Below are 24,115 nucleotides of genomic sequence, written 5' to 3'. Positions count from 1 at the left end.
CCGGGCACGCCTAACCGGCTGATGAGGTACCACACAAGATGTTTAGTTTTATTGCCCGCCGACTGGGGTTGTTGATCCCCACGTTTTTCGGCATCACCTTGCTGACTTTCGCGTTGATTCGCATGATTCCGGGCGACCCCGTGGAAGTGATGATGGGCGAACGTCGGGTCGACCCCGAAATGCACGCTCAGGCAATGGAACGCCTAGGTCTGAACAAACCGCTGTATGCCCAGTACCTGGACTACATCGGCAAACTGGCCCACGGCGATCTCGGCGAATCCCTGCGTACGCGTGAGAGCGTATGGACCGAGTTCACCTCCCTCTTCCCGGCGACCCTGGAACTGTCCATGGCCGCCCTGCTGTTTGCCGGCATCCTGGGCCTGCTGGCCGGGGTGATCGCGGCGCTCAAGCGAGGATCCCTGTTCGACCACGGGGTGATGGGCATCTCCCTGGCGGGGTATTCGATGCCGATCTTCTGGTGGGGCCTGATCCTGATCATGTTCTTCTCGGTGAGCCTGGGCTGGACCCCGGTTTCCGGGCGGATTGACCTGCTCTACGACATCGAGCCGCGCACCGGTTTCATGCTGATCGACACGCTGCTGGCCGATGACATGGGCGCATTCCTCGACGCCCTGCATCACCTGATCCTGCCGGCCATCGTGCTCGGCACCATTCCGCTGGCGGTGATCGCGCGGATGACCCGTTCGTCGATGCTCGAAGTGCTGCGTGAAGACTACATCCGCACCGCCAAGGCCAAAGGCCTGTCGCCCTCGCGCGTGGTGTTCGTGCACGGCCTGCGCAACGCGCTGATTCCGGTGCTGACCGTGGTCGGCCTGCAAGTCGGCACCCTGCTGGCCGGTGCAGTCCTGACCGAAACCATTTTCTCCTGGCCCGGCATCGGTAAATGGCTGATCGAAGCCATCGGCGCCCGGGACTACCCGGTTGTGCAAAACGGCATCCTGTTAATCGCCTGCCTGGTGATTCTGGTCAACTTCGTAGTGGACATCCTCTACGGCTTTGCCAACCCACGCATCCGTCATCAGCGCTGAGGTCCATACCATGAGCACTCCAACATCCTCAGTAGCCACTTCCGCTCCAAACGCGGATCAAAGCCTGCTGTACCCGTCACCGTACAAAGAATTCTGGCAAGCCTTTTCCAAGAACAAGGGCGCGGTTGCCGGCCTGCTGTTCATGCTGCTGGTGATTTTCTGCGCGATCTTCGCGCCGTGGGTCGCCCCGCATAACCCGAGCGAGCAATACCGGGACTTCCTGCTGACGCCACCGGCGTGGCTCGAAGGCGGGCAGATGCAGTTCCTGCTCGGCACCGATGAACTGGGCCGCGACCTGCTGTCACGGCTGATCCAGGGTTCGCGCCTGTCGCTGCTGATCGGTCTGTCGTCGGTGGTGATGTCGCTGATCCCGGGGATCCTGCTGGGTCTGTTCGCCGGTTTCTTCCCGAAAATGATCGGCCCGACCATCATGCGTCTGATGGACATCATGCTGGCCCTGCCGTCCCTGCTGCTGGCTGTGGCGATCGTCGCCATCCTCGGCCCTGGCCTGATCAACACCGTGATCGCCATTGCTGTGGTATCGCTGCCGTCCTACGTGCGTCTGACCCGTGCTGCGGTAATGGGCGAACTGAACCGCGACTACGTGACCGCCGCGCGTCTGGCCGGTGCCGGTCTGCCACGTCTGATGTTCATCACCGTGCTGCCCAACTGCATGGCGCCGCTGATCGTGCAGGCCACCCTGAGCTTCTCCTCGGCGATTCTCGATGCCGCCGCCCTGGGCTTCCTCGGCCTTGGCGTACAACCGCCAACCCCTGAATGGGGCACCATGCTGGCCTCGGCCCGCGATTACATCGAACGCGCCTGGTGGGTCGTGAGTCTGCCTGGTTTGACCATTTTGCTCAGCGTGCTGGCAATCAACTTGATGGGCGACGGTCTGCGCGATGCGCTGGACCCGAAACTCAAGAACGCCGCCTGAGGAGATTCCCATGTCACTGTTAGAAATCAAGAATCTCAACGTTCGCTTCGGCGACAAAACCGCGACACCCGTTGTCGATGGCCTCGACCTGAAAGTCGACAAAGGCGAAGTCCTGGCCATCGTTGGCGAATCGGGTTCGGGTAAATCCGTGACCATGATGGCGCTGATGGGCCTGATCGAGCATCCCGGCATCGTCACCGCCGACTCGCTCAGCTTTGACGGCAAAGACATGCTCAAGCTGAGCAATCGCCAGCGTCGGCAAATCGTCGGCAAAGACCTGTCGATGGTGTTCCAGGACCCGATGACCGCGCTCAACCCGAGCTACACCGTCGGTTTCCAGATCGAAGAAGTGCTGCGCCTGCACCTGAAAATGTCCGGCAAGCAGGCGCGCAAACGCGCCATCGAACTGCTGGAAAAAGTGGAGATCCCGGGCGCCGCCAGCCGTATGGACGCCTACCCGCACCAACTGTCTGGCGGTATGAGCCAGCGTGTCGCGATTGCCATGGCGATTGCCGGCGAGCCGAAACTGCTGATCGCCGACGAACCGACCACGGCACTCGACGTAACCATTCAGGCACAGATCATGGATCTGCTGCTGGCGTTGCAGAAAGAACAGAACATGGGCCTGGTGCTGATCACTCACGACCTCGCGGTCGTGGCCGAAACCGCTCAGCGCGTCTGTGTGATGTACGCCGGCCAGGCTGTTGAAGTCGGTCAGGTGCCGCAACTGTTCGACATCCCGGCGCACCCGTACAGCGAAGCGCTGCTCAAGGCGATTCCGGAACACAGCCAGGGCGCCGAGCGTCTGGCGACACTGCCGGGCATCGTCCCAGGCCGTTACGACCGCCCGCAGGGTTGCCTGCTGTCGCCGCGCTGCCCGTACGTGCAAGACAGCTGCCGCGCGCAACGTCCGAGCCTTGATCCGAAAAGCCACAGCCTCGCCCGCTGCTTCTTCCCGCTGAACCAGGAGGTGGCGTAATGGCCGTCGTACTTACCGCCCGCGACCTGACCCGTCACTACGAAGTCTCCCGTGGCCTGTTCAAGGGGCACGCCACCGTACGCGCGCTCAACGGCGTGTCGTTCGAACTGGAAGCCGGCAAGACCCTCGCCGTAGTCGGCGAATCGGGCTGCGGCAAATCCACCCTCGCCCGCGCCCTGACCCTGATTGAAGAGCCGTCGTCCGGTTCGTTGAAAATCGCCGGCCAGGAAGTGGCTGGCGCCGACAAGGCCCAGCGCAAACAACTGCGCAAAGACGTGCAGATGGTATTCCAGAGCCCGTACGCGTCGTTGAACCCACGGCAGAAAGTCGGTGACCAACTCGGCGAGCCGCTGCTGATCAACACCAACCTGTCCGCCGCTGAACGCCGCGAAAAAGTCCAGGCGATGATGAAGCAGGTCGGCTTGCGTCCCGAGCACTACCAGCGCTATCCGCACATGTTCTCCGGCGGTCAGCGCCAGCGGATCGCTCTCGCCCGGGCGATGATGCTGCAACCGAAAGTGCTGGTGGCGGATGAGCCTACCTCGGCACTGGACGTGTCGATTCAGGCCCAGGTGCTGAACCTGTTCATGGATCTGCAGCAAGAGTTCAACACGGCGTACGTGTTCATCTCGCACAACCTGGCGGTGGTGCAACATGTGGCCGATGACGTAATGGTGATGTACCTCGGTCGCCCGGTGGAAATGGGCCCGAAAGACGCTATCTACGAACGTCCGCTGCACCCGTACACCCAGGCGTTGCTGTCGGCGACCCCGACCATTCACCCGGACCCGAACAAGCCGAAAATCAAGATCGTCGGCGAATTGCCCAACCCGCTGAACCCGCCACCGGGTTGCGCGTTCCACAAGCGCTGCCCGTACGCGACCGAGCGTTGCAGCACTGAAGAGCCGTTGTTGCGTGAATTGGATAATCGCCAGGTGGCCTGCCACTACGCCGAGCAATTCCTCGACGGCGCCGCCTGATTAACGGCGGACGAAATTGTGGGAGCGGGCTTGCTCGCGAATGCGGTGTGACAGTCACTGATAATGGTGACTGACTCACCGCTTTCGAGAGCAAGCCTCGTCCCACAGGGAACTTGAGTTGTCGCTAAAGCGTTAACCAAACCCCTTCTCCCCCGATTGCGCATCAGTCAGGGAAGAAGGGGTTTTCTTTTGCCGGCGATTTACGACTGGCTGTCGCCTTCGTCATCGTCGGTGTCCGGCTCATCAGTGGTCGAGTCGTCATCATCCTTGCTGCCGCCCTGATCCTGATCGCCCGGTTCGGATTCCGACTTGGCCAGCATGACCACACCGGCTTGTCCGTGGGCTGCGTTAAACCCCTGTGATGGTGTGGCAGAACTTGCCCACGCCGCCGTAGTGCCAAGCGTCAACATCACCAAAACCTTAAGCAACAGCACAATGCGTTGAAAAATGCTCATAGCCATTTCCATCCTTTCGTGGTTGAAGCCTGGGGTGCCGATCCGGCGCTGAATGAAATCTAGTTCCGATCAGTCCGGTTCACCAGATAGGACGCTGACCAACCCCGGGAAATGCCCCGGTACGGCAGATCACTTGTGAATAACCGCTATAACCGAATCAGCTAAGCGAGGCCGTGCGTTTGCTGGTGGCCAGCGCCTTGTCCTGGGTCGATGAGCGCGTCGCCAAGCAGATCAGCGGCAAGGTCAACAACGCCAGTGTCGCGCTTGCAAGCCATACACTGTGGCCGCCGAAGCGACCATACAACTGACCACTCAACACCGGCGACAGCAATGCACTGGCGCTCCAGCTCATGAAAAACAGGCCGAAATACTGGCCGCTTTTGCCGCCCTGCGCATGCCGCATGACCAGCACATTCATCGGCGGCATGAAAAAAGCTTCACCCAACGTCCAGATCACCGTCGACAAACACACGTAAAACAGCCCCGAACCAAACGGCAGCATTCCCAACCCGACCGCCAGCAACACACAACCCGCCAGCAATTGCCGACGCAAGCCCCAGCGCTCGCCCCAATGCGTCAGTGGTATCTGCAGCGCCACCACCAGCATCGCGTTAAGCCCGAACTGCCAGCCGATGGCCTGGGTGCTCAGGTGGTAGTAGTCACGCAGATAGTTGCCCAGCGTGCTGTAGACCGTGTCGAAGGCCATCCCCAGCAACACGGCCGCACCGAGCAGCCAGAGGAACGCCGCGTCGCGCAACGGTGTGCCAGTGCCAGCCTCGGTCACCTCATCGGGCTCGAGCACCTCACGGTGCCAGGTAGTGCGCACAAACCACAGCAACGCCAGCAACGTCATCGCCGCACTGACAAAAAACACCCAACGGAAATCCGTCTGCGCCAACACCCCGCCCGCCACACCCGCGGCGGCCATGCCAAGGTTACGCGCCACCCGGCTCAAGGCCTGCGCGCGCGAGCGTTGAGAGACTTCGCAGTACTCCATGATCAGGCGTTGGTGCAGGGTGCGAATGGCCCCATCGATCGTCCCGCTGAGCAACAGCAATGCCGCAAGCAACGGCACTTGCGAGACCAGCCCCAGCAGGATCAACACCCACACCGAAACAAAGAACAACCCCGCCGTCAGCCGCGCCGTACGCACATGGTCACTGAGCAAACCACCCAGCATCGAACCGACCAACAACCCGGCACCATAGGCCGACAGCAACCAGCCGACGGTTTCAATCGCCAGCCCCAGCTCCTGACGCAGATACAGCGCCATGAACAACTTGACCATGCTGCTCAGACGATTGATGAACAGCAACGCCGCAAGCACCCAGGCCATCAGACTGAAATAGCCATTGGGGCGCAGCAGATGGATGAGGTTGCGCGTCATTCCATTGACCTCTCAAAGCGACTGGCGTGACCTGGAACACTAACGTCCAGCGCGCCGGTTGTCGCGTTCAAGAACCTTGAGATCTCAAAATACGGATTCGTCCTACAGTCCCTGCAAGGAGCTTCCTTCAGTCGCTCAATTGGATAGAGAAACTGGTCGGCTGTCAGGCCGCCATCGCCAGCAGGCTGGCTCCTACAGTGGGAATGGGTGCGGTCAGCTGGAGACTGGTCGGCTGTCAGGCAGCCTTCGCGAGCAAGCCCGCTCCCACAGGTTGAAACCGGTGTATTCAGGTAGAAATTGGTCGGCTGTCAGGCCGCCATCGCTGGCAAGCCAGCTCCCACAGAAAAAGCTAAAGCCAGGCGCATGCTTTTCACCACTCAAATGGCCGAGTGTCAGCTCGCCGAAAGCTTTTGATCTTGATCCACGGGCGACGTCGGAAGGCTGAGTGAAGGGATTGATCCGGGGGTGGGAGCGCAGCGACCGTTTGGCGAAGCCAAACACAGCGAGAGGAGGTGCAGCGAAGCAAACCGTAGGCGCTGCGCCCGGATCAGTCCCGCAACGAAGGGACCCCGAGCCCCAGCGAGCGGGCCGAACGCAGGAGCAAGCGTTTTTGGTTACTTTTGAGGCGTTTGTCAAAAGTGACCCGCCGTAAGGGCGGAACCCTAATCCGCCATCACCTAAAAAACGGATATGTACACAAAAAAACCAAGAACCTGGTCGGCCCAAAGGCCGCCAAGACAAAGCCCAAAAAAAGCCCCCAAGGCCTACACCTCAGGGGCTCCAGACAACCCAGCTCAGCGCTTAATGATGCTCACGCGTCGCACGGAATTTCACATCCGGCCACCGTTCTTCCATCAACGCCAGGTTAACCCGCGTCGGCGCCAGGTAGGTCAGGTGCCCACCGCCATCCAGTGCGAGGTTCTCCACCGCCTTGTTGGAAAATTCCTCAAGCTTCTTCTTGTCGCTGCACTCGATCCAGCGCGCGGAGTAAACAGTGATCGGCTCATACGAGCACTCAACCTTGTATTCCTCCTTCAAACGACTGGCGACCACATCAAACTGCAGCACACCGACGGCGCCAAGAATGATGTCGTTGCTGCGCTCCGGGAAGAACACCTGGGTCGCGCCTTCTTCGGCCAACTGCTGCAGACCCTGACGCAACTGCTTGGACTTCAGCGGATCACGCAGACGCACACGACGGAACAGCTCCGGGGCGAAGTGCGGGATACCGGTGAAACCGAGGACTTCACCTTCGCTGAAGGTGTCGCCGATCTGGATCGTGCCGTGGTTATGCAGACCGATGATGTCGCCGGCGTACGCCTCTTCCAGCTGTTCACGCTCGGAGGAGAAGAACGTCAGGGCGTCGCCGATGCGCACGTCCTTGCCGGTACGCACGTGGCGCATCTTCATGCCTTTCTCGTACTTGCCGGAGCAGATACGCATGAAGGCGATGCGGTCGCGGTGTTTCGGGTCCATGTTCGCCTGGATCTTGAAGATGAAGCCCGAGAACTTCTCTTCCACCGGCTCCACGGTACGTTCGTTGGCGACACGGGCCAGCGGACGCGGGGCCCAGTCAACTACAGCGTCGAGCACGTGGTCGACACCGAAGTTGCCCAATGCCGTACCGAAGAACACCGGGGTCAGTTGACCGTCGAGGAACTCCTGCTGGTTGAACTCGTGGCAGGCGCCCTGCACCAGTTCCAGCTGTTCGAGGAAGCGATCGTACTCGTCGCCCAAGTGCGCGCGCGCCTCGTCGGAGTCGAGCTTCTCGATGATCTTGGTTTCGGTGCGTTCGTGACCGTGACCGGCGGTGTAGACAATGATGTAGTCGTCGGCCAGGTGGTACACGCCCTTGAAGTCGCGGTAGCAACCGATCGGCCAGGTGATCGGCGCTGCCTTGATCTTCAGAACGGCTTCGATTTCGTCGAGCAGTTCGATCGGGTCGCGGATGTCACGGTCGAGTTTGTTGATGAAGCTGACGATCGGCGTGTCACGCAGACGGCAGACGTCCATCAGGGCGATGGTCCGTGGCTCAACGCCTTTACCGCCGTCGAGGACCATCAATGCCGAGTCGACCGCCGTCAGGGTGCGGTAGGTGTCTTCGGAGAAGTCTTCGTGGCCCGGGGTGTCGAGCAGGTTGATCATGTGTTCGCGATACGGGAACTGCATGACCGACGTGGTAATGGAAATACCCCGCTGCTTCTCCATCTCCATCCAGTCGGATGTCGCATGGCGGTCGGATTTACGGGATTTCACCGTACCGGCCACTGCAATCGCCTTGCCCATCAACAGGAGCTTTTCGGTGATCGTGGTTTTACCGGCATCGGGGTGGGAAATAATGGCGAAAGTGCGGCGTTTCGCGACTTCGGCGGCCTGGTTGGTCATGGGAAATCGCCTGGCGGTGATTCAAAAAAGGGCCGCGATTATAGCCCAACTCGATGCAATAACCGAACCGTTGAGCACATTAAGGGTGGCCAAATGCTGCCCCAGATGGGAACCTTTTAAAGCACGGAGACGTCCATCCCCTGTTACGACATTTCGTCAGGGGCTGAAAAATCAGCAAGTTAGCCTGACGAGGCTGCGCTCATGGCTCGCTTTCAGACCGCTTGTTGCCGGTGCTGAAGGAGCTGCTTCTCGCGAACGTTTATTCCCGGCAGCCAAGGCTTGGCATGCCACACGGGAGAGCGTTCGCCGACTATAAAAAAGGAGTCCGCCTGTGGCTATCCGCTATGGCAAAGGGCTGATGGGAGGTGCGGTGGTTATCGCGCTCCTGGCCCTGCTGATCCACTGGATCGGCATCAACACGATCGAACACTACCGCGACGATTTGTTGTTTTACCTGCAAGCTCATCTGATTCTCGTCCTCGCTTCAATGCTGGCCGCCCTGGTCGTGGGCATCCCCGCCGGTATCTTCCTCAGTCGCCCGACCATGGTCGGCCGCGCTGAACGCTTCATGCAGATCTTCAATATCGGCAACACCGTACCACCGCTGGCCGTACTGGCGATTGCCCTGGGGGTTCTCGGCATCGGCAGTGGTCCGGCGATCTTCGCTCTGTTCCTCGCATCCCTGTTGCCGATTGTGCGCAACACCTACGAAGGCCTGAAAAACGTCCAGGGTTCGCTGAAAGAAGCCGCCGTCGGCATCGGCATGACCCCGCGCCAGGTGTTGTGGAAAGTCGAATTGCCCAACGCCGTGCCGATCATCATCGGTGGCGTGCGCGTGGCACTGGCAATCAACGTCGGCACCGCGCCGCTGGCCTTCCTGATCGGCGCCAACAGCCTCGGCAGCCTGATCTTCCCTGGCATCGCCCTGAACAATCAGCCGCAACTGCTGCTCGGCGCCGCGTGCACCGCGTTGCTGGCCCTGCTGCTCGATGGCGTGGTCACCCTCGCCAGCCGTCTCTGGCTGGAACGCGGTTTGCGCCCGTCTTAAGGCTCTTGCGAAGGAATATTTATGAAACGATTTAGCTTGATCTTGAGCTGCCTCCTGCTGTTTGCAGGATTGGCCCAAGCCGCCGAAAAACCGGTGATTCGCCTCGGCGCCCGGGTGTTCACCGAGCAGACCCTGCTCGCGGAAATCACCGCGCAATACCTGCGCAGCAAAGGCTACGACGCGCAGATCACCGGCGGCCTGGGCAGCAACCTCGCCCGCAGCGCCCACGAAAGCGGACAACTGGACATGCTCTGGGAATACACCGGCGTGTCGCTGGTGGCCTACAACCATGTCACCGAAAAACTCGACAGCGAACAGTCCTACGCCCGGGTCAAAGAACTCGACGCGAAAAAAGGCCTGGTCTGGCTGACCCCGTCGAAATTCAGCAACACCTACGCCCTCGCCCTGCCGAAAAAAGTCGTCGAGGAGTACCCGCAGATCAACACCATCAGCGACCTGAACAAGGTGCTGCGCGATGAAGCCAAGACCAATCACCTGGTGGCGCTGGACACCGAGTTCGCCAACCGCTCCGACGGTCTGGACGGCATGGTCAAGCTCTACGACATGAACCTGACCCGCAAGAACATCCGCCAGATGGACGCCGGGCTGGTCTACACCGCGCTGCGCAATGGCCAGGTGTTTGCCGGTCTGGTCTACACCACCGACGGCCGCCTCAACGCCTTCGGCTTGAAGCTGCTGGAAGACGACAAGCATTACTTCCCCGACTACACCGCCGCGCCGGTGGTGCGTCAGGCCTACCTCGATGCACACCCGCAACTGGCCGAGCAACTCAAGCCGCTGGCGCAACTGTTCGACGACGAAACCATGCGCCAACTCAACGCGCGGGTCGATGTCGATCACGAAAGCCCATCGAAAGTGGCCGCGGATTTCCTGCGCCAGCACCCACTCAATTAAGGAGGAAAAGTCATGGAATTTCTCAACGCCTTTTCCCACCTCGACTGGCAGCAGGTGATGCACCTGACCTGGCAGCACATCACCCTGGTCGGCATCGCGGTAACGCTGGCGATTCTCATCGGTGTGCCGCTGGGCATTCTGATGACGCGCTTCCCGAGCCTCGCCGGTCCCTTGCAGGCCAGCGCCACGGTGCTGCTGACCGTGCCGTCGATTGCCCTGTTCGGCCTGCTGCTGCCGTTCTACTCCAAATTCGGCCAGGGCCTGGGGCCGATGCCGGCGATCACCGCAGTGTTCCTCTATTCGCTGCTGCCGATCATGCGCAACACCTACCTCGCCCTGACCGGCGTCGAACCGGGCATTCGTGAAGCTGCACGCGGCATCGGCATGACCTTCGGCCAGCGCCTGCGCATGGTCGAATTGCCGATTGCGGTGCCGGTGATCCTCGCCGGGGTGCGCACCGCGGTGGTGATGAACATCGGCGTGATGACCATCGCCGCGACCATCGGCGCCGGTGGCCTTGGCGTGCTGATCCTCGCCTCCATCAGCCGCAGCGACATGTCGATGCTGATCGTCGGCGCGCTGCTGGTCAGTCTTCTGGCGATCTTCGCCGACCTTCTCCTGCAGTGGCTGCAACGTACGCTGACTCCAAAAGGACTCCTCAAATGATCGAACTTCAAAACCTCAGCAAGACCTTCCAGAGCAACGGCAAAGATGTCAAAGCCGTGGACTCGGTGAGCCTGACCGTCAATGAAGGCGAAATCTGTGTGTTCCTCGGGCCATCGGGTTGCGGCAAAAGCACCACGCTGAAAATGATCAACCGCCTGATCAAGCCGACCTCGGGCAAGATCCTGATCAACGGCGAAGACACCACCGACCTCGACGAAGTGACCCTGCGCCGCAACATCGGCTACGTGATCCAGCAGATCGGCCTGTTCCCCAACATGACCATCGAAGAGAACATCGTCGTGGTGCCGAAACTGCTCGGCTGGGACAAACAGAAATGCCACGACCGCGCTCGCGAACTGATGAGCATGATCAAGCTGGAACCCAAGCAGTATCTGCATCGCTACCCGCGTGAACTGTCCGGCGGCCAGCAACAGCGGATCGGCGTGATCCGCGCACTAGCGGCCGATGCCCCGCTGTTGTTGATGGACGAGCCGTTCGGTGCGGTCGACCCGATCAACCGCGAGATGATCCAGAACGAGTTCTTCGAGATGCAACGGGCGCTGAACAAGACCGTGATCATGGTCAGCCACGACATCGACGAAGCGATCAAGCTCGGTGACAAGATCGCGATCTTCCGCGCCGGTAAACTGCTGCAGATCGATCACCCGGACACCCTGCTCGCGCACCCGGCGGACGACTTTGTCAGCAATTTCGTCGGCCAGGACAGCACCCTCAAACGCCTGCTGCTGGTGAAGGCCGAAGACGCCGCCGACAATGCGCCATCGGTCAGCCCGGAAACCCCGGTGGCCGATGCGCTGGAATTGATGGACGAGCATGATCGCCGCTATGTGGTGGTCACCTGTGCCGAGAACAAGGCGCTGGGCTATGTGCGTCGTCGCGACCTGCACCGCCAGACCGGCACCTGCGCGCAGTATCTGCGTGAGTTCAACGCCACCGCGGCGTACGACGAACACCTGCGCATCCTGCTGTCGCGCATGTACGAGTTCAACCGTTCGTGGTTGCCGGTGATGGATGCCGAGCGGGTGTTCCTCGGTGAGGTGACGCAGGAGTCGATCGCAGCCTATCTGAGCTCGGGTCGTTCGCGCGGGATGAAGACCAATATCGTCTCGCCGGCTGAGGCTGTAATCGCGTAAAAACTCCAAACCTGTGGGAGCGAGCTTGCTCGCGAATGCGTAGTGGCCGTCGGCGGTGATGTCGGCTGTGAAAATGTCTTCGCGAGCAAGCCCGCTCCCACAGGATTCGTGCAATTTCCTGATGATTCGCAGGGCGGAAAAGAATCTCAACAGCTGCGTTCACAGAACCTCTGCAAACACCCGCTCCCAAACGGCCAAAATCCCCCTCACATCCACCTCTCGCCGCCAACGTCGCCGATGTTGCGCCGATCACACTTCCCGGCTAATTAGCCGACAAAAGCCGCGAACGTGCAGGTATTTTTAACACATGAAAATTCCCGGGGAACATCTGTCCGTCATCTGGGTCGGCTACAAAGAGTGATATCCGCGACGTACGTCAGAAGCGTGCAAAAACGCGACATTTTTAGTTGATCTCAGGCCCCTCACGCCCTAAAGTTCGCGCCGAACGTCCATGCTGGAAACGATCCATCCGGCTCAAGTACTGACGACGAGACAGCAAGGCCAAGGGCAAAAACGCCCGTGGCCTTTTTGCTTTCGGCGACATGCCTTGGGAAGTAGGCGAACCAAAGTGGGGATACGGAGGGCGTTCATTTGCACCCATTGTTTTTACGAGTTTGCCCATAGGAGCTCCCAGCATGTCGATCCAGGTCGAAGACTATTTCGCGCGCGAAACCTTTCAGAAAATGAAGGCGTTCGCCGACAAACAGGAAACCCCGTTCGTGGTGATCGACACCGCGATGATCAGCCAGGCCTACGATGACCTGCGCGCCGGTTTCGAATTCGCCAAGGTCTACTACGCGGTCAAGGCCAACCCGGCTGTCGAGATCATCGACCTGCTCAAAGAGAAAGGCTCGAGCTTCGACATCGCCTCCATCTATGAGCTGGACAAAGTGCTGAGCCGTGGCGTCAGCCCGGACCAGATCAGCTACGGCAACACCATCAAAAAGTCCAAGGACATCCGCTACTTCTACGAGAAGGGTGTGCGCCTGTTCGCCACCGACTCCGAAGCCGACCTGCGCAACATTGCCAAGGCTGCGCCGGGTGCGAAAGTCTATGTGCGCATCCTCACCGAAGGCTCGACCACCGCTGACTGGCCACTGTCGCGCAAGTTCGGCTGCCAGACCGACATGGCCATGGACCTGCTGATCCTCGCCCGCGACCTGGGCCTGGTGCCGTACGGCATCTCGTTCCACGTCGGTTCGCAACAGCGCGACATCAGTGTCTGGGACGCGGCGATCGCCAAGGTCAAAGTGATCTTCGAGCGCCTGAAAGAAGAAGACGGCATTCACTTGAAGCTGATCAACATGGGTGGCGGCTTCCCGGCCAACTACATCACCCGCACCAACAGCCTGGAAACCTACGCCGAAGAAATCATCCGCTTCCTGAAGGAAGACTTCGGCGATGACCTGCCGGAAATCATTCTGGAGCCGGGCCGTTCGTTGATTGCCAACGCCGGCATTCTCGTCAGCGAAGTCGTGCTGGTTGCACGTAAATCCCGCACCGCCGTTGAGCGTTGGGTGTATACCGATGTGGGTAAATTCTCCGGCCTGATCGAAACCATGGACGAGGCGATCAAGTTCCCGATCTGGACCGAGAAGAAAGGCGAGATGGAAGAAGTGGTCATCGCCGGCCCGACCTGCGACAGCGCCGACATCATGTACGAGAACTACAAGTACGGTCTGCCGCTGAACCTGGCCATCGGTGATCGTCTGTACTGGCTGTCGACCGGTGCGTACACCACCAGTTACAGTGCCGTGGAATTCAATGGCTTCCCGCCGCTGAAATCGTTCTACGTGTAATACGTAGCGATTGAGAAAAAGGCCCATGAGCAATCATGGGCCTTTTTTTATGGGCGCAGCCACGCCTCAAGATGATCGAGCATTGCCATGCACTCATTGGCGCTCTCGGTCATCGCGGCGAGTTTGAAATTCAGCTCACTCAGTTTCACCGCAGCCTTCGCCTGCAAGAGTTGATTGCACACGTTGTCGAGGCGCTGATAAAGCGCTTCGATGAATAGCCCCATCTGCGTATTCACCGACACGACTCCATTGAATAACGCCGCGATATCAGCCTGGTATTCAGCCGCCCTGATGGCCGGATCGGTCGATGCATAAGCCAGATCCCAGACAGGCGTCGTCAATGAATCGCCAAACAACCCTTCGGCAACGGTTGGCGTCGCATGACACAGGCAGGAGCGGTGATCCATAGCGCTGAGAAACACTGACTTCAAGCCAAATGACTCGTCATACACTTCCACGACCGTGTATTTCAGCTGCCGTATCTCGGCCTGCAGCGCATAGAAACGCAGTGCCAGTTCGTGGATCAGGTCAGGCACATCCTCTGCTGGGAACAACTGCCAGCTGGTCGACCGCGAAAGGCTGAACAGCCGAAAGTCCACCTGGCTGACAGGCTCGTGTCTGGAGGTGTTGCCTGTGATATCCAGGGCTTCGCGGGTAAACACTTGCAGATCCCCTAGATACCCTGCGCCAAGACGCCTCGACGCTTCGGTACGCGCCCAGAAATCCTGCAGATAGCGCTGATTGAACCGAGCGTTCTCCAGACGCGAGTCTTTGGCCAGGACGGCCAATTGATGCCCTGCCTTTCTCCGGCGCTCGAAGACCAGCGGTATCGCATTGAATGTCGTCGGCAAGGTGCCGAGAAATCGCCCGTAACGGTCCAGTACACGCCGTTGCATCGCTGAAAATTCATAAGCCAAAGCATTCATGCCGTTTCAGGAAAGGCAGGCTAGTCGCCCACCTTTCCAGCTCCTTGTTATTGATGAATGCTCTGTAGATGCCGGACGACTTCGGCGACTCGATCAATCGCTGCTTGCGCCCGGGTTTCAACGGGAAGCGCAGTGTTCTGTCTGAAATCATTGGCGAAGCGGGTAAAGTCATCGATCAGAACGCTGAACTCTCCAGCGTAAGCCGCACGGCCGTCGTCCAGTTGATCCAGGGTTTCGACCAGCTCAATCCGGCCTTCAATGCGCGCGAGGTCTTTGCTGTATTTGTTGATCTGTGTGCGCAGATCACCTGCCTGTTCATTCAGCCGGTTGTACGCTGCCAGCATATTGAGAAAGGAAACGGCCTCGCCAATGCCGGAAATCAGTTTCTTCAGCGTCTCGATAGCCAGCAGGGCAACCTGCACCTGAGGTGGCGCCAGTCCCAATGCCTTGAGGCTTTCCAGAGACAACTGCGCTTGTTCGCCAATTTTCTCGATGCCAGCCTTGGCGATCAGATCAATACCCTCGGAAACAGACTTCATTTCGGTCGTCAGGTCTGCGAGTTTTTTGTCGGATCTGGCCTTGAGCTCGATCGTGGTGACACGCTCGGCCTTGAGCGTCACGATCCACTCGGCCGAGGCGCTGCGATCGTAATAAGCGCTGATGCTCTTGTGCACAGCTTTCAGATCTTCGTTCTGCACCGCCACCTTGTTGAAGATATTCTTCAGCTCGACCTCCATATCCTCGCGAACTTCGTCCGCGTCGTCCGGATACTCCAGCTCAGCTTGATAGCTGCGCAGTTTTTTATCGGCGCGTTCCAGGTAAATGCTGGTGGCCTGTGCCTGACTCCGCAGATCGTAGGTGGCCTTGTTGATGGCGAGCGCCAGATTGTTCATGGCCCCGACAGTTCCAGGCATGTAATCGAATTGCTCGAAGAGCATCTGAGCCGTGGTATTAAGACCCTGCACACCCGCATTATGCTCACGCAGGCGGGGCATGTTGAATGCGGGTACAGCCGAACTAACCGATAGCAAAGACATCATTGACCCACTCCGAACAACCAGCCCACTTCTTTCATATTCCCTGTCAGCCTCTTCAAACACTTTCAGCAACTGATCAGAGCTGACTTTTATCTGCTCCCAGGGATCGATGATACTCAGTAATTGAATCTTGAAACGGCGTAGCGAAGTCGCTTCGAAAATACCGTCAACTTCCTTGAACGACGCCTCGACGTAATCACTGAGGGCATTCCATACCAGCATCAGGTTCTGAGTCGCGACCTCGGCTTCAATCGCCACGTAACTCAAATTCTGCAAATCATCTCGAACCTTGTTCAACGAACTCAGCGTCTGGTTCTTGCTTGCCATACTCTGGTTATCGACCTGCTGCAGTTGCTTCAGGCGATTACGTTCAGAGCGGATTTTCTCGGCCTTGACGCCTTGGTAAATGCCAAGAATCAATCCGCCAATATTCAGGGTGGCCGCCGACTTGATCGCTTCCTGCACCAGTTGATCGTACTGTTTGTTCAGTTCATCAATTTCTTTTGCGCGCTGATCAATGACTTCCTGCAGCGCCTTGGTATCGTTCTGATAAGTGTTCCTGGAGACGAACTGCAGTCGCAAGGCAATTTCCGGCAGCACCTTTTCACGCATATCGGCGCCAAAACTGTCCAGCAGGGCCCGAACGCGCTCGGCTTCCTGATGACAATGCGCAACTTTAGCCAACAGGTCATTGAGATACGCCTTGATATCCAGGATATCTTCCGAAGACAGGTCAAGATCAGGCAGACCCGGAATCTGCCGTTGCAGATTCAGGTATTCCTCAGGCGTATTGATGTTGTGCTCTTCGAGATACCTCGAGGCCTTGAGATCCTCATACACTTCAACAATGGCGTTACCCGTGCGGATAATACTGCCAGCAAAGATTCTCAGATCGTTACCGGTCAACATGATCTTTTCGCGCAATGGCGACCAGCGTTTGGCGTGATCATAGGTCATGCTGAAGGTGCGCAGGAAATCTCCCGCTTTCAGGCCCACGCCGCCTTCATCACCCGCACCATAGTTCAGATAGGCAATAACATCTTGCAACCGGACGGGCAGCGAGAGGCCGAGAACTTCATACTTCCTTAGACTGATAATTTGCTCTTTGGTCATTTGCAAACCGGTACCGCGGTTATACCCCTCACCCACACCCAGCGAAGCATTTACAAATGCCAGAGGCGCTTTCGCGGCGGCCTCGACCACCTTGTCATTTAACTTGAGTTCCATCAAAGACTCCTTGTCTTCCGTGGATATTAATAACGGCTAATTTATTTTCGATGCCGACAAGAAACTTCCAATCACTTGAAAAACATCGAGCCCGACAGTAGGCAGATACAACTAATTCGCCAAGTTATTAACTATTAAAATTAAATACAAGAAGCAGAAAAGCCAACTAACCAGTGGCAAACCGAAAGACTTTTTAATGACTCAAGCGACGAGCAATTCCCCAAGCCGCTGCCGATAAGCATCGGCCATCTGGCGAATCGACGGATGACGGGCGCTCGATAATGAACCCATGCTCACCCGCAGAAAATTCACGTTCCCTGTAGCCAGTGCCTTGCGCAACCAGCCCAGTGCGTCCTCGATCAATCCAGCATCAGCCAGCACTGCGGCATAACTGAACTGCCCACGAAAATCTCCGCCCTCGGCCGAGCGTCGGTACCAGTCGCGCGCGGCGACCGGGTCGGCCCGACAGACCAGCCCTTCTTCCAGATAACGCCCCAGCAGGTTCATCGATTTGGCGTGGCCGGCTTCTGCGGCGCTTCGATACAGGGCCAGTGCCTGAAATTGATCCTCAGCCAATCCACGCCCGGTGGCGAGCAGATTGGCCAGGTTATACATCGCCCAGTCCAGTCCGTTATCCGCCGCGGTCCGGTAATGCTGCGCGGCAACCGCAGCATTGGCGACACAGCCCCAACCATGCTCATGACAACGACCCAGCATGTTGCGCGCCATCAGATGCCCTTGCCCGGCGGCAATGCCAAACCAGCGTAGCGCCAGCGGCTGATCCTGAGCGATGCCACGGCCATCGAGGAGGATCTGCCCGAGCAGCGCCTGCGCTTCAACAATGCCCTGGCCGGCCGCGAGCAGAATCGCCTGCGCCGCACGCGCCGGGCTTTCTTCAAGCATGGCGTTGAGCTGGGCGCCGTCGAGTACTTCTTCGCGTCGCAGTTGAAAACTCATACCTCGACCCAGCGCCGCAACAGATTGTGATAGGTGCCGGTGAGGCGGATCAGCGACGGGTGATCGGGCATGTCTTGAGTGAGCTGCTGGATCGCCCCGTCCATCTCGAACAGCAGAGCGCGCTGGCTGTCTTCACGCACCAGACTTTGCGTCCAGAAGAACGACGCATAACGCGCGCCGCGGGTGACGGCATTGACCTTGTGCAGGCTGGTGCCGGGGTACAGCACCATATCGCCGGCGGGCAGTTTCACCCGTTGCGTGCCGAAAGTGTCCTGGATCTCCAGCTCGCCGCCGTCGTAATCCTCGGGTTCGCTGAAAAACAGTGTGGCCGACAGATCGGTGCGCACCCGCTCGATGCTGCCTTTGGGCTGACGCACGGCGTTGTCGATGTGAAAGTCGAAACTACCGCCCGCCGTGTAGCAGTTGAGTAACGGCGGGAATACTTTGTGCGGCAGCGCGGCCGACATGAACAGCGGATTTTTCCACAACCGTTCGAGCATCGCTGCGCCGATTTCTTTGGCCAGTGGATGGCCTTCCGGCAGTTGCAGATTGTGCTTGGCCTTGGCCGACTGATAGCCGGCGGTGATCTTGCCATCGGCCCAATCCGCCTGCTCCAGCGCCTCGCGGATGCGCTGCACTTCTGCTTTGGCGAACAGGCCGGGGATGTGCAGCAGCATGGCGATCGTACCTGATGGTAAAGGGGTGCCAATGGTATTGATTCTTATTGGCCGTGTAAAACCCGCACGACGGATGAATCGGCAAAAACCGTAAGGTTAAATTGTAAAGAATGTAAATTCGTCGCGAATAACAATGTTTCGCAATTGATACGAATACCTGTTTACCCTATATTCCGCGACCTCAAATCCTTGGGGAGGGGAATAAAAATGTCACGTCAACAGGTTCAATTGCCGGTCAGTTCACCACGTTTGCTTGCTTCGGCCATTGGTGTCGCCATCACCGCCGGCTCTGCTGGGCACATGGTCTTCGCCGCGGAAAAGACCGACAGCAAAGCTTCCGGCAATGCCATCGCTCTGGACGCTACCGCCATCACCGGCGAAGCGCAGGACTCGACGTCCTACCAGGTCGAAAAAGCCTCCTCGCCCAAGTACACCGCGCCGCTGGTCGATACCCCGCGCTCGGTCACCGTCATCCCGCAACAAGTCCTGAAAGACACCGGCGCCCTGAACATGCAGGACGCGCTGCGCACCGTGCCGGGCATCACCTTCGGTGCCGGTGAAGGCGGCAACCCGCAGGGCGATCGTCCGTTCATTCGTGGTTTCGACGCCCAGGGCGACACCTACCTCGACGGCGTGCGCGACACCGGTTCGCAGAGTCGCGAAATCTTCGCCGTGGAAAACATTGAAGTCAGCAAAGGCCCGAACTCCGCCATCGGCGGTCGTGGCGCAGCCGGCGGCAGCATCAACCTGGTGAGCAAGAAAGCGCACCTGGGCAATTCGTTTGATGGTGGTTTCACCTGGGGTTCCGACCAGACCCAGCGTTACACCCTGGACGGCAACTACCAGTTCAGGGACACCGCTGCCGGCCGCCTGAACCTGATGAGCCACGAGAGCAATGTCGCCGGTCGCGACAAGGTCGACTACGATCGCTGGGGTATCGCGCCGTCCCTGGCGTTTGGCCTGGGTACCGACACCCGCGTCAACCTCGACTACTACCATCTGGAAAGCAACGACACCCCGGACTCGGGCATTCCTTACACCATCCCGGCCGGTGGTTCGGCGGCACGCACCAAGTCCAACCCGGACAAGCCGTACGCCGGTGGTGATCACAGCAACTTCTACGGTCTGGATCGCGACTTCCGCAAGGGCCGCACCGACACCGCGACCTTCGCCATCGAGCATGACCTGAGCGACTCGCTGACCATCAAGAACACCCTGCGCCACGGCACCAGCATGCAGGATTACATCCTGACTCAGCCGGACGACAGCAAGGGCAACGTCAACAATGGCAGCGTCTGGCGCCGTGCCAACACGCGGGTCAGCAACACCGAGACCACCACCAACCAGACTGATCTGTTCGGCAATTTCTACGTCGCCGGTTTCAAGAACAGCTTCTCCACCGGTGTCGAATACACCCGCGAGGAAGGCCAGAAGTCCTCGTACAACGTCAACACTGACACCACGCCGCGCACCAGCGCCGCGACCACCAATTGCACCCCGTCGATGATTGGCGCATCGAGCGGCTACAACTGCACCTCGCTGTCGAACCCGAACCCGAACGATCCGTGGAACGGCGCGATCTCGCGCAACTACGCCGGCACCGACACCAAGGCCAACACTTACGCGCTGTATGCGTTCGACACCCTGGAGTTGTCCGAGCAGTGGCTGGTGAACATGGGCCTGCGTTACGACCACTTCGACACCGACTACAAGACCTACAACAACGCCGGCACAACCACCTCCAAGGGTGATGACACCAGCGAATTCGTCACCGGTCAGTTCGGCGTGGTCTACAAACCGGCACCGAACGGCAGCATCTACGCCTCCTACGCGACCTCCGCGACGCCACCGGGCAACACCCTCGGTGAAGGCCAGGAAGGCAACCCGCTGGGCGGCACCCCGGATCGCAACGGCAACCTGCTCAAGAGCGACATGGAGCCGGAAACCACCAAGAACTACGAATTCGGCACCAAGTGGGATCTGTTGAACGATCGCCTGTCGCTGACCGCTGACATCTTCCGCACCGAGAAAGAAAACGCTCGCGTACAAGTCGACACCACCTCCTACGAGAACGCCGGCAAGACCCGCGTGCAAGGTATCGAGCTGTCGGCCAGCGGCAAGATCACTGACAAGTGGCAAGTGTTCGCCGGCTACGCCTACATGGACAGCGAACAGGTGGACGGCGGTGACCTGCCGGCCAACAAAATCAACAACGGTAACGAGTTGCCCAACACGCCGAAAAACAGCGCCAGCCTGTGGACCACTTATCAGGTCACACCGAAGCTGACCCTCGGTGGCGGCGCGTTCTACGTCGACGACGTCTACGGCAGCGTGGCCAACACCACGATGGTCGATTCCTATGTACGTTACGACGCGATGGCCGCCTACAAGCTGAGCAAGAACGTCGACCTGCAACTCAACGTGCAGAACCTGACCAATGAAACCTACTACGACAAAGCCTTCTCGACCCACTTCGCCAACCAGGCGGCGGGCCGTACGGCGCTGTTGAGCACCAACTTCCACTTCTGATGGATGCTTTAAATGTGGGAGCGGGCTTGCTCGCGAAGGCGATGTGTCAGTGAAATAGATATCGACTGACACGACGCATTCGGGAGCAAGCCCCCTCCCACAGTTAATGCAATCAGCAGATCCGGCCCCGTTCATTAGATTGAACGGGGCCTTTGTGCGTAATCAAAGAAGCTCTCGACAACCCACGGCATAATGCGCGCCGTGATGACAATTTTCGAACGGACAAGGCGAGCGACGTGTTGAAGAAAACCCTGTTCCAGTTGCACTGGTTTTTCGGCATCACTGCCGGGCTGGTGCTGGCCCTGATGGGCATTACCGGTGCCGCCTATTCGTTCCAGGACGAAATCCTGCGGGCGCTGAACCCGTCGGTGTTGCAGGTGGAAAAACAGGTCGCTGGCGTCCTGCCTCCAGTCGAACTGGTGGAACACATCGAAGCGAACTCCGGCAAGAAAGTCGGGATGCTCTGGGTCGAGACCGACAGCGGCAACGCCGCGCGCGTCTACTTCACCCCGCCCAAAGGCGAACGCCGTGGCGAGATGCGCTACTTCGACCCGTACACCGGCGAGTTCATGGGCGACGCCGTGGGTCAGGACTTCTTCGGCCTGATGCTGCAACTGCACCGCTTTCTCGCCATGGGCGACACCGGGCGCAACATCACCGGCGCCTGCACCCTGATCCTGCTGTTCTTCTGCCTCTCCGGGCTGTACCTGCGCTGGCCACGCCAGTGGAACAGCTGGCGCGTGTGGCTGACCCTCGACTGGAAGAAAAAGGGCCGCAGCTTCAACTGGGATCTGCACTCGGTGGCCGGCACCTGGTGCCTGCTGGTGTATCTGCTGCTGGCGTTGACCGGGTTGTCCTGGTCGTACGAGTGGTACAACAAGGGCCTGACCAGACTGCTTTCCGATGCGCCGCAAAACGAGCGCGTGCGCGGCGGTCGCGGCCCGGCGCCGGAAGGTCCTGCACCGACTGCCGACTACGCGGCGATGTGGAGCAGCATCTACAGCGCTGCCGGCCCGGGCCTGTCGGCCTACAACATCCGCATGCCGCCTGTGGCCGGGCAACCAGCGACCGTGTTCTACCTGCTCGACAGCTCGCCGCATGATCGCGCGCTGAACCAGATCACCCTCGACCCGGCCACCGGCGTGGTCAAACGTGTCGACCGCTACGCTGACAAGAGCTTCAAGGCGCAGCTGTTGACCAGCATTTACGCGCTGCACGTCGGCAGCTATTTCGGTCTGGCCGGGCGGATCATCATCACCCTCGCCGCCGTGTGCATGCCGCTGTTTTTCATCACCGGGTGGCTGTTGTATCTGGATCGCCGGCGCAAGAAAAAACAGATTCAGGACGCGCGCAAAGGTCTTCAGGCACCCGCCGCTGATGCACCGGCATGGCTGGTGGGTTTCGCCAGCCAGAGCGGTTTTGCCGAGCAACTGGCGTGGCAGACCGCCGGACAATTGCAGGCCGCAGGGTTGCCGGTGAAGGTGCAGCCGCTGGCGAACGTCAGCGCGCAGGATCTGCGTGAGTCGAATAACGCGCTGTTCGTGGTCAGCACCTTCGGCGACGGCGAAGCACCGGACAGCGCCCGCGGTTTCGAGCGCAAAGTGCTGAGCAACGCAGCAAGCTTCGACGGCCTGAACTATGCGGTGCTGGGCCTCGGCGACCGCCAGTACCAGAATTTCTGCGGCTTCGCCCGACGCCTGCATCAGTGGCTGGGCGAGCACGGCGGCAAGACCCTGTTCGCCCTGGTCGAAGTCGACAGCGGCGACCCCTACGCCCTGCGTCATTGGCAAACCCAGCTCGGACAGCTGACCGGACAAGCGCCGGTCGACAACTGGCAAGCGCCGAGCTACGACAACTGGACGCTGGTCAGCCGCGAACTGATGAACCCCGACAGCAGCGGCGCGCCGGTGTACCTGCTGGGCCTGAAGGCGCCGAGCACCAGCAGCTGGCTGGCCGGCGATCTGGTGGAAGTGCTGCCGCGCAACTGCCCGTGGGCCATCGAACACTTCCTCGACGGCCTCGGCATTCGTGGCGAAACCACGGTGAAGATCAACGGCCTCGAAGAGCCACTGGAAATCGCCCTCGCCAGCCGCCAGTTGCCCGAGCATCGCGCGCATCTGGTCGGCCTGCATGCACAAGCACTGGTGGATGCGATGGTGCCGCTGGCCATGCGCGAATACTCGATCGCCTCGATTGCCGCCGACGGCGTGCTGGAACTGATCGTGCGTCAGGAACAACACAGCGACGGCAGCCTCGGCATCGGCTCCGGCTGGCTGACCGAACATGCGCCCGTGGGCGGCAGCATCAGCCTGCGCGTGCGGCGCAACAGTGGCTTCCACTTGCCAAACGAACCGGTGCCGATGATTCTGCTGGGCAACGGCACGGGGCTGGCCGGGCTGCGCAGTCTGCTCAAAGCGCGCATCGCCGACGGTCAGCAGCGTCACTGGCTGCTGTTCGGCGAGCGCAATCGTCAGCACGATTTCCTCTGCCGGGCGGAGCTGGAAGAGTGGTTGATCAATGGTGATCTGGCGCGGCTGGACCTGGCGTTTTCGCGGGATCAGGCGCAAAAGATTTACGTGCAGGATCGCCTGCGCGAATCCGCTGACGAACTGAAGAAATGGCTGGCTGACGGTGCGGTGATCTACATCTGCGGCAGCCTGCAGGGCATGGCCGCCGGCGTCGATCAGGCACTCAACGACATCCTCGGTACCTCCGAAGTCGAACGTCTGATCGAACAGGGCCGCTATCGCCGCGACGTGTACTGACTCAGCCAAAGAGCCCCTCACCCTAACCCTCTCCCGGAGGGAGAGGGGACTGATTGGGGGATGCCGGATAAATACGCCGACCTGAAGGTGATGTACCGAATCCGTAATCGACTCGGTCTTTCAGGTCGATGTACAACTCGATACAACTCCGTAGGCTCCCTCTCCCCGAAAAAGAGAGGGGCTGATTGGGGATGCCGAATTACGCCGCTATGAAGGTGATTCACCGAATCCGTAATCGACTCG

The 24,115-nt window shown here is 59.5% G+C and carries 18 protein-coding genes; 11 read left to right on the top strand and 7 right to left on the bottom strand.

What is annotated here, in order from left to right; all coding sequences use genetic code 11:
* Nucleotides 1–38: 38 nt before the first annotated feature.
* From KCG87_RS22170 to KCG87_RS22155, 4 genes are read left to right on the top strand one after another with little or no spacing between them, the layout of a single operon-like run.
* Nucleotides 39–1,049 (top strand): ABC transporter permease subunit, encoded by a 1,011-nt coding sequence (locus KCG87_RS22170; protein ID WP_007953665.1) that lies wholly within the window; start codon nucleotides 39–41, stop codon nucleotides 1,047–1,049.
* Between the two features lie 10 nt (nucleotides 1,050–1,059).
* On the top strand, nucleotides 1,060–1,986 hold the full coding sequence (locus tag KCG87_RS22165; RefSeq protein ID WP_007966702.1) for an ABC transporter permease subunit: 927 nt from the start codon (nucleotides 1,060–1,062) through the stop codon (nucleotides 1,984–1,986).
* A 10-nt stretch (nucleotides 1,987–1,996) separates the two neighbouring features.
* Entirely contained in the window at nucleotides 1,997–2,965 is a 969-nt protein-coding gene (locus tag KCG87_RS22160; protein ID WP_098967182.1) for an ABC transporter ATP-binding protein, read from the top strand.
* Entirely contained in the window at nucleotides 2,965–3,945 is a 981-nt protein-coding gene (locus KCG87_RS22155; protein WP_027610810.1) for a peptide ABC transporter ATP-binding protein, read from the top strand. The genes KCG87_RS22160 and KCG87_RS22155 overlap by 1 nt, the downstream gene beginning before the upstream one ends.
* Before the next feature lie 200 nt (nucleotides 3,946–4,145).
* On the opposite strand, the gene KCG87_RS22150 is transcribed toward KCG87_RS22155, so the two are convergent.
* The 3 genes from KCG87_RS22150 to KCG87_RS22140 form a co-directional block, all read right to left on the bottom strand.
* On the bottom strand, nucleotides 4,146–4,400 hold the full coding sequence (locus KCG87_RS22150; RefSeq protein ID WP_047291237.1) for a hypothetical protein: 255 nt from the start codon (nucleotides 4,398–4,400) through the stop codon (nucleotides 4,146–4,148).
* Nucleotides 4,401–4,557: 157 nt separating this feature from the next.
* Nucleotides 4,558–5,787 carry an MFS transporter gene (locus KCG87_RS22145; protein WP_210558894.1) on the bottom strand — a complete coding sequence of 410 codons (1,230 nt, stop codon included), beginning with the start codon at nucleotides 5,785–5,787 and terminating at the stop codon, nucleotides 4,558–4,560.
* Nucleotides 5,788–6,588: 801 nt separating this feature from the next.
* Nucleotides 6,589–8,172, bottom strand: coding sequence for a peptide chain release factor 3 (locus KCG87_RS22140; RefSeq protein WP_027610807.1), 1,584 nt, complete (start codon nucleotides 8,170–8,172; stop codon nucleotides 6,589–6,591).
* A 358-nt stretch (nucleotides 8,173–8,530) separates the two neighbouring features.
* On the opposite strand from KCG87_RS22140, the gene KCG87_RS22135 reads away from it, so the two are divergent.
* The 5 genes from KCG87_RS22135 (at nucleotide 8,531) to KCG87_RS22115 (ending at nucleotide 13,754) form a co-directional block, all read left to right on the top strand.
* Nucleotides 8,531–9,220, top strand: coding sequence for an ABC transporter permease (locus KCG87_RS22135; protein ID WP_171061924.1), 690 nt, complete (start codon nucleotides 8,531–8,533; stop codon nucleotides 9,218–9,220).
* A 21-nt stretch (nucleotides 9,221–9,241) separates the two neighbouring features.
* Nucleotides 9,242–10,135 (top strand): glycine betaine ABC transporter substrate-binding protein, encoded by an 894-nt coding sequence (locus KCG87_RS22130; protein ID WP_210558893.1) that lies wholly within the window; start codon nucleotides 9,242–9,244, stop codon nucleotides 10,133–10,135.
* 12 nt (nucleotides 10,136–10,147) lie between these two features.
* Nucleotides 10,148–10,801: an ABC transporter permease gene (locus tag KCG87_RS22125; RefSeq protein ID WP_007965673.1), complete on the top strand. Its 654-nt coding sequence runs from the start codon at nucleotides 10,148–10,150 to the stop codon at nucleotides 10,799–10,801.
* Nucleotides 10,798–11,955 carry an ABC transporter ATP-binding protein gene (locus tag KCG87_RS22120; RefSeq protein ID WP_027610804.1) on the top strand — a complete coding sequence of 386 codons (1,158 nt, stop codon included), beginning with the start codon at nucleotides 10,798–10,800 and terminating at the stop codon, nucleotides 11,953–11,955. Before KCG87_RS22125 ends, KCG87_RS22120 begins: the two co-directional genes overlap by 4 nt.
* A 635-nt stretch (nucleotides 11,956–12,590) precedes the next feature.
* Nucleotides 12,591–13,754 (top strand): type III PLP-dependent enzyme, encoded by a 1,164-nt coding sequence (locus tag KCG87_RS22115; RefSeq protein ID WP_027610803.1) that lies wholly within the window; start codon nucleotides 12,591–12,593, stop codon nucleotides 13,752–13,754.
* Nucleotides 13,755–13,801: 47 nt separating this feature from the next.
* Here KCG87_RS22115 and KCG87_RS22110 read toward each other — a convergent pair whose 3' ends face one another.
* The 4 genes from KCG87_RS22110 to KCG87_RS22095 form a co-directional block, all read right to left on the bottom strand.
* Nucleotides 13,802–14,680 (bottom strand): hypothetical protein, encoded by an 879-nt coding sequence (locus KCG87_RS22110; RefSeq protein WP_210558892.1) that lies wholly within the window; start codon nucleotides 14,678–14,680, stop codon nucleotides 13,802–13,804.
* Between the two features lie 47 nt (nucleotides 14,681–14,727).
* On the bottom strand, nucleotides 14,728–16,944 hold the full coding sequence (locus KCG87_RS22105; protein ID WP_134785423.1) for an alpha-xenorhabdolysin family binary toxin subunit A: 2,217 nt from the start codon (nucleotides 16,942–16,944) through the stop codon (nucleotides 14,728–14,730).
* Nucleotides 16,945–17,145: 201 nt separating this feature from the next.
* Complete coding sequence (locus KCG87_RS22100) at nucleotides 17,146–17,901, bottom strand: tetratricopeptide repeat protein (RefSeq protein ID WP_210558891.1); 756 nt, start codon at nucleotides 17,899–17,901, stop codon at nucleotides 17,146–17,148.
* On the bottom strand, nucleotides 17,898–18,578 hold the full coding sequence (locus KCG87_RS22095) for a Fe2+-dependent dioxygenase (protein ID WP_027610799.1): 681 nt from the start codon (nucleotides 18,576–18,578) through the stop codon (nucleotides 17,898–17,900). Before KCG87_RS22095 ends, KCG87_RS22100 begins: the two co-directional genes overlap by 4 nt.
* 207 nt (nucleotides 18,579–18,785) lie before the next feature.
* Between KCG87_RS22095 and KCG87_RS22090 the strand changes: the two genes are divergently transcribed.
* Both KCG87_RS22090 and KCG87_RS22085 read left to right on the top strand, forming a co-directional pair.
* Nucleotides 18,786–21,107: a TonB-dependent siderophore receptor gene (locus KCG87_RS22090; protein WP_210558890.1), complete on the top strand. Its 2,322-nt coding sequence runs from the start codon at nucleotides 18,786–18,788 to the stop codon at nucleotides 21,105–21,107.
* A gap of 236 nt (nucleotides 21,108–21,343) precedes the next feature.
* Nucleotides 21,344–23,872 carry a sulfite reductase flavoprotein subunit alpha gene (locus KCG87_RS22085; protein WP_210558889.1) on the top strand — a complete coding sequence of 843 codons (2,529 nt, stop codon included), beginning with the start codon at nucleotides 21,344–21,346 and terminating at the stop codon, nucleotides 23,870–23,872.
* The last annotated feature ends 243 nt before the right edge of the window (nucleotides 23,873–24,115 follow it).

Origin of the sequence: Pseudomonas sp. MWU347 (assembly GCF_017947305.1) — a bacterium.
In the GTDB taxonomy this organism is placed as follows: Bacteria; Pseudomonadota; Gammaproteobacteria; order Pseudomonadales; family Pseudomonadaceae; genus Aquipseudomonas; species Aquipseudomonas putida_A.
Note: the sequence above shows the minus strand (reverse complement) of the source record. Positions and strands in the feature narration are given on the sequence as shown.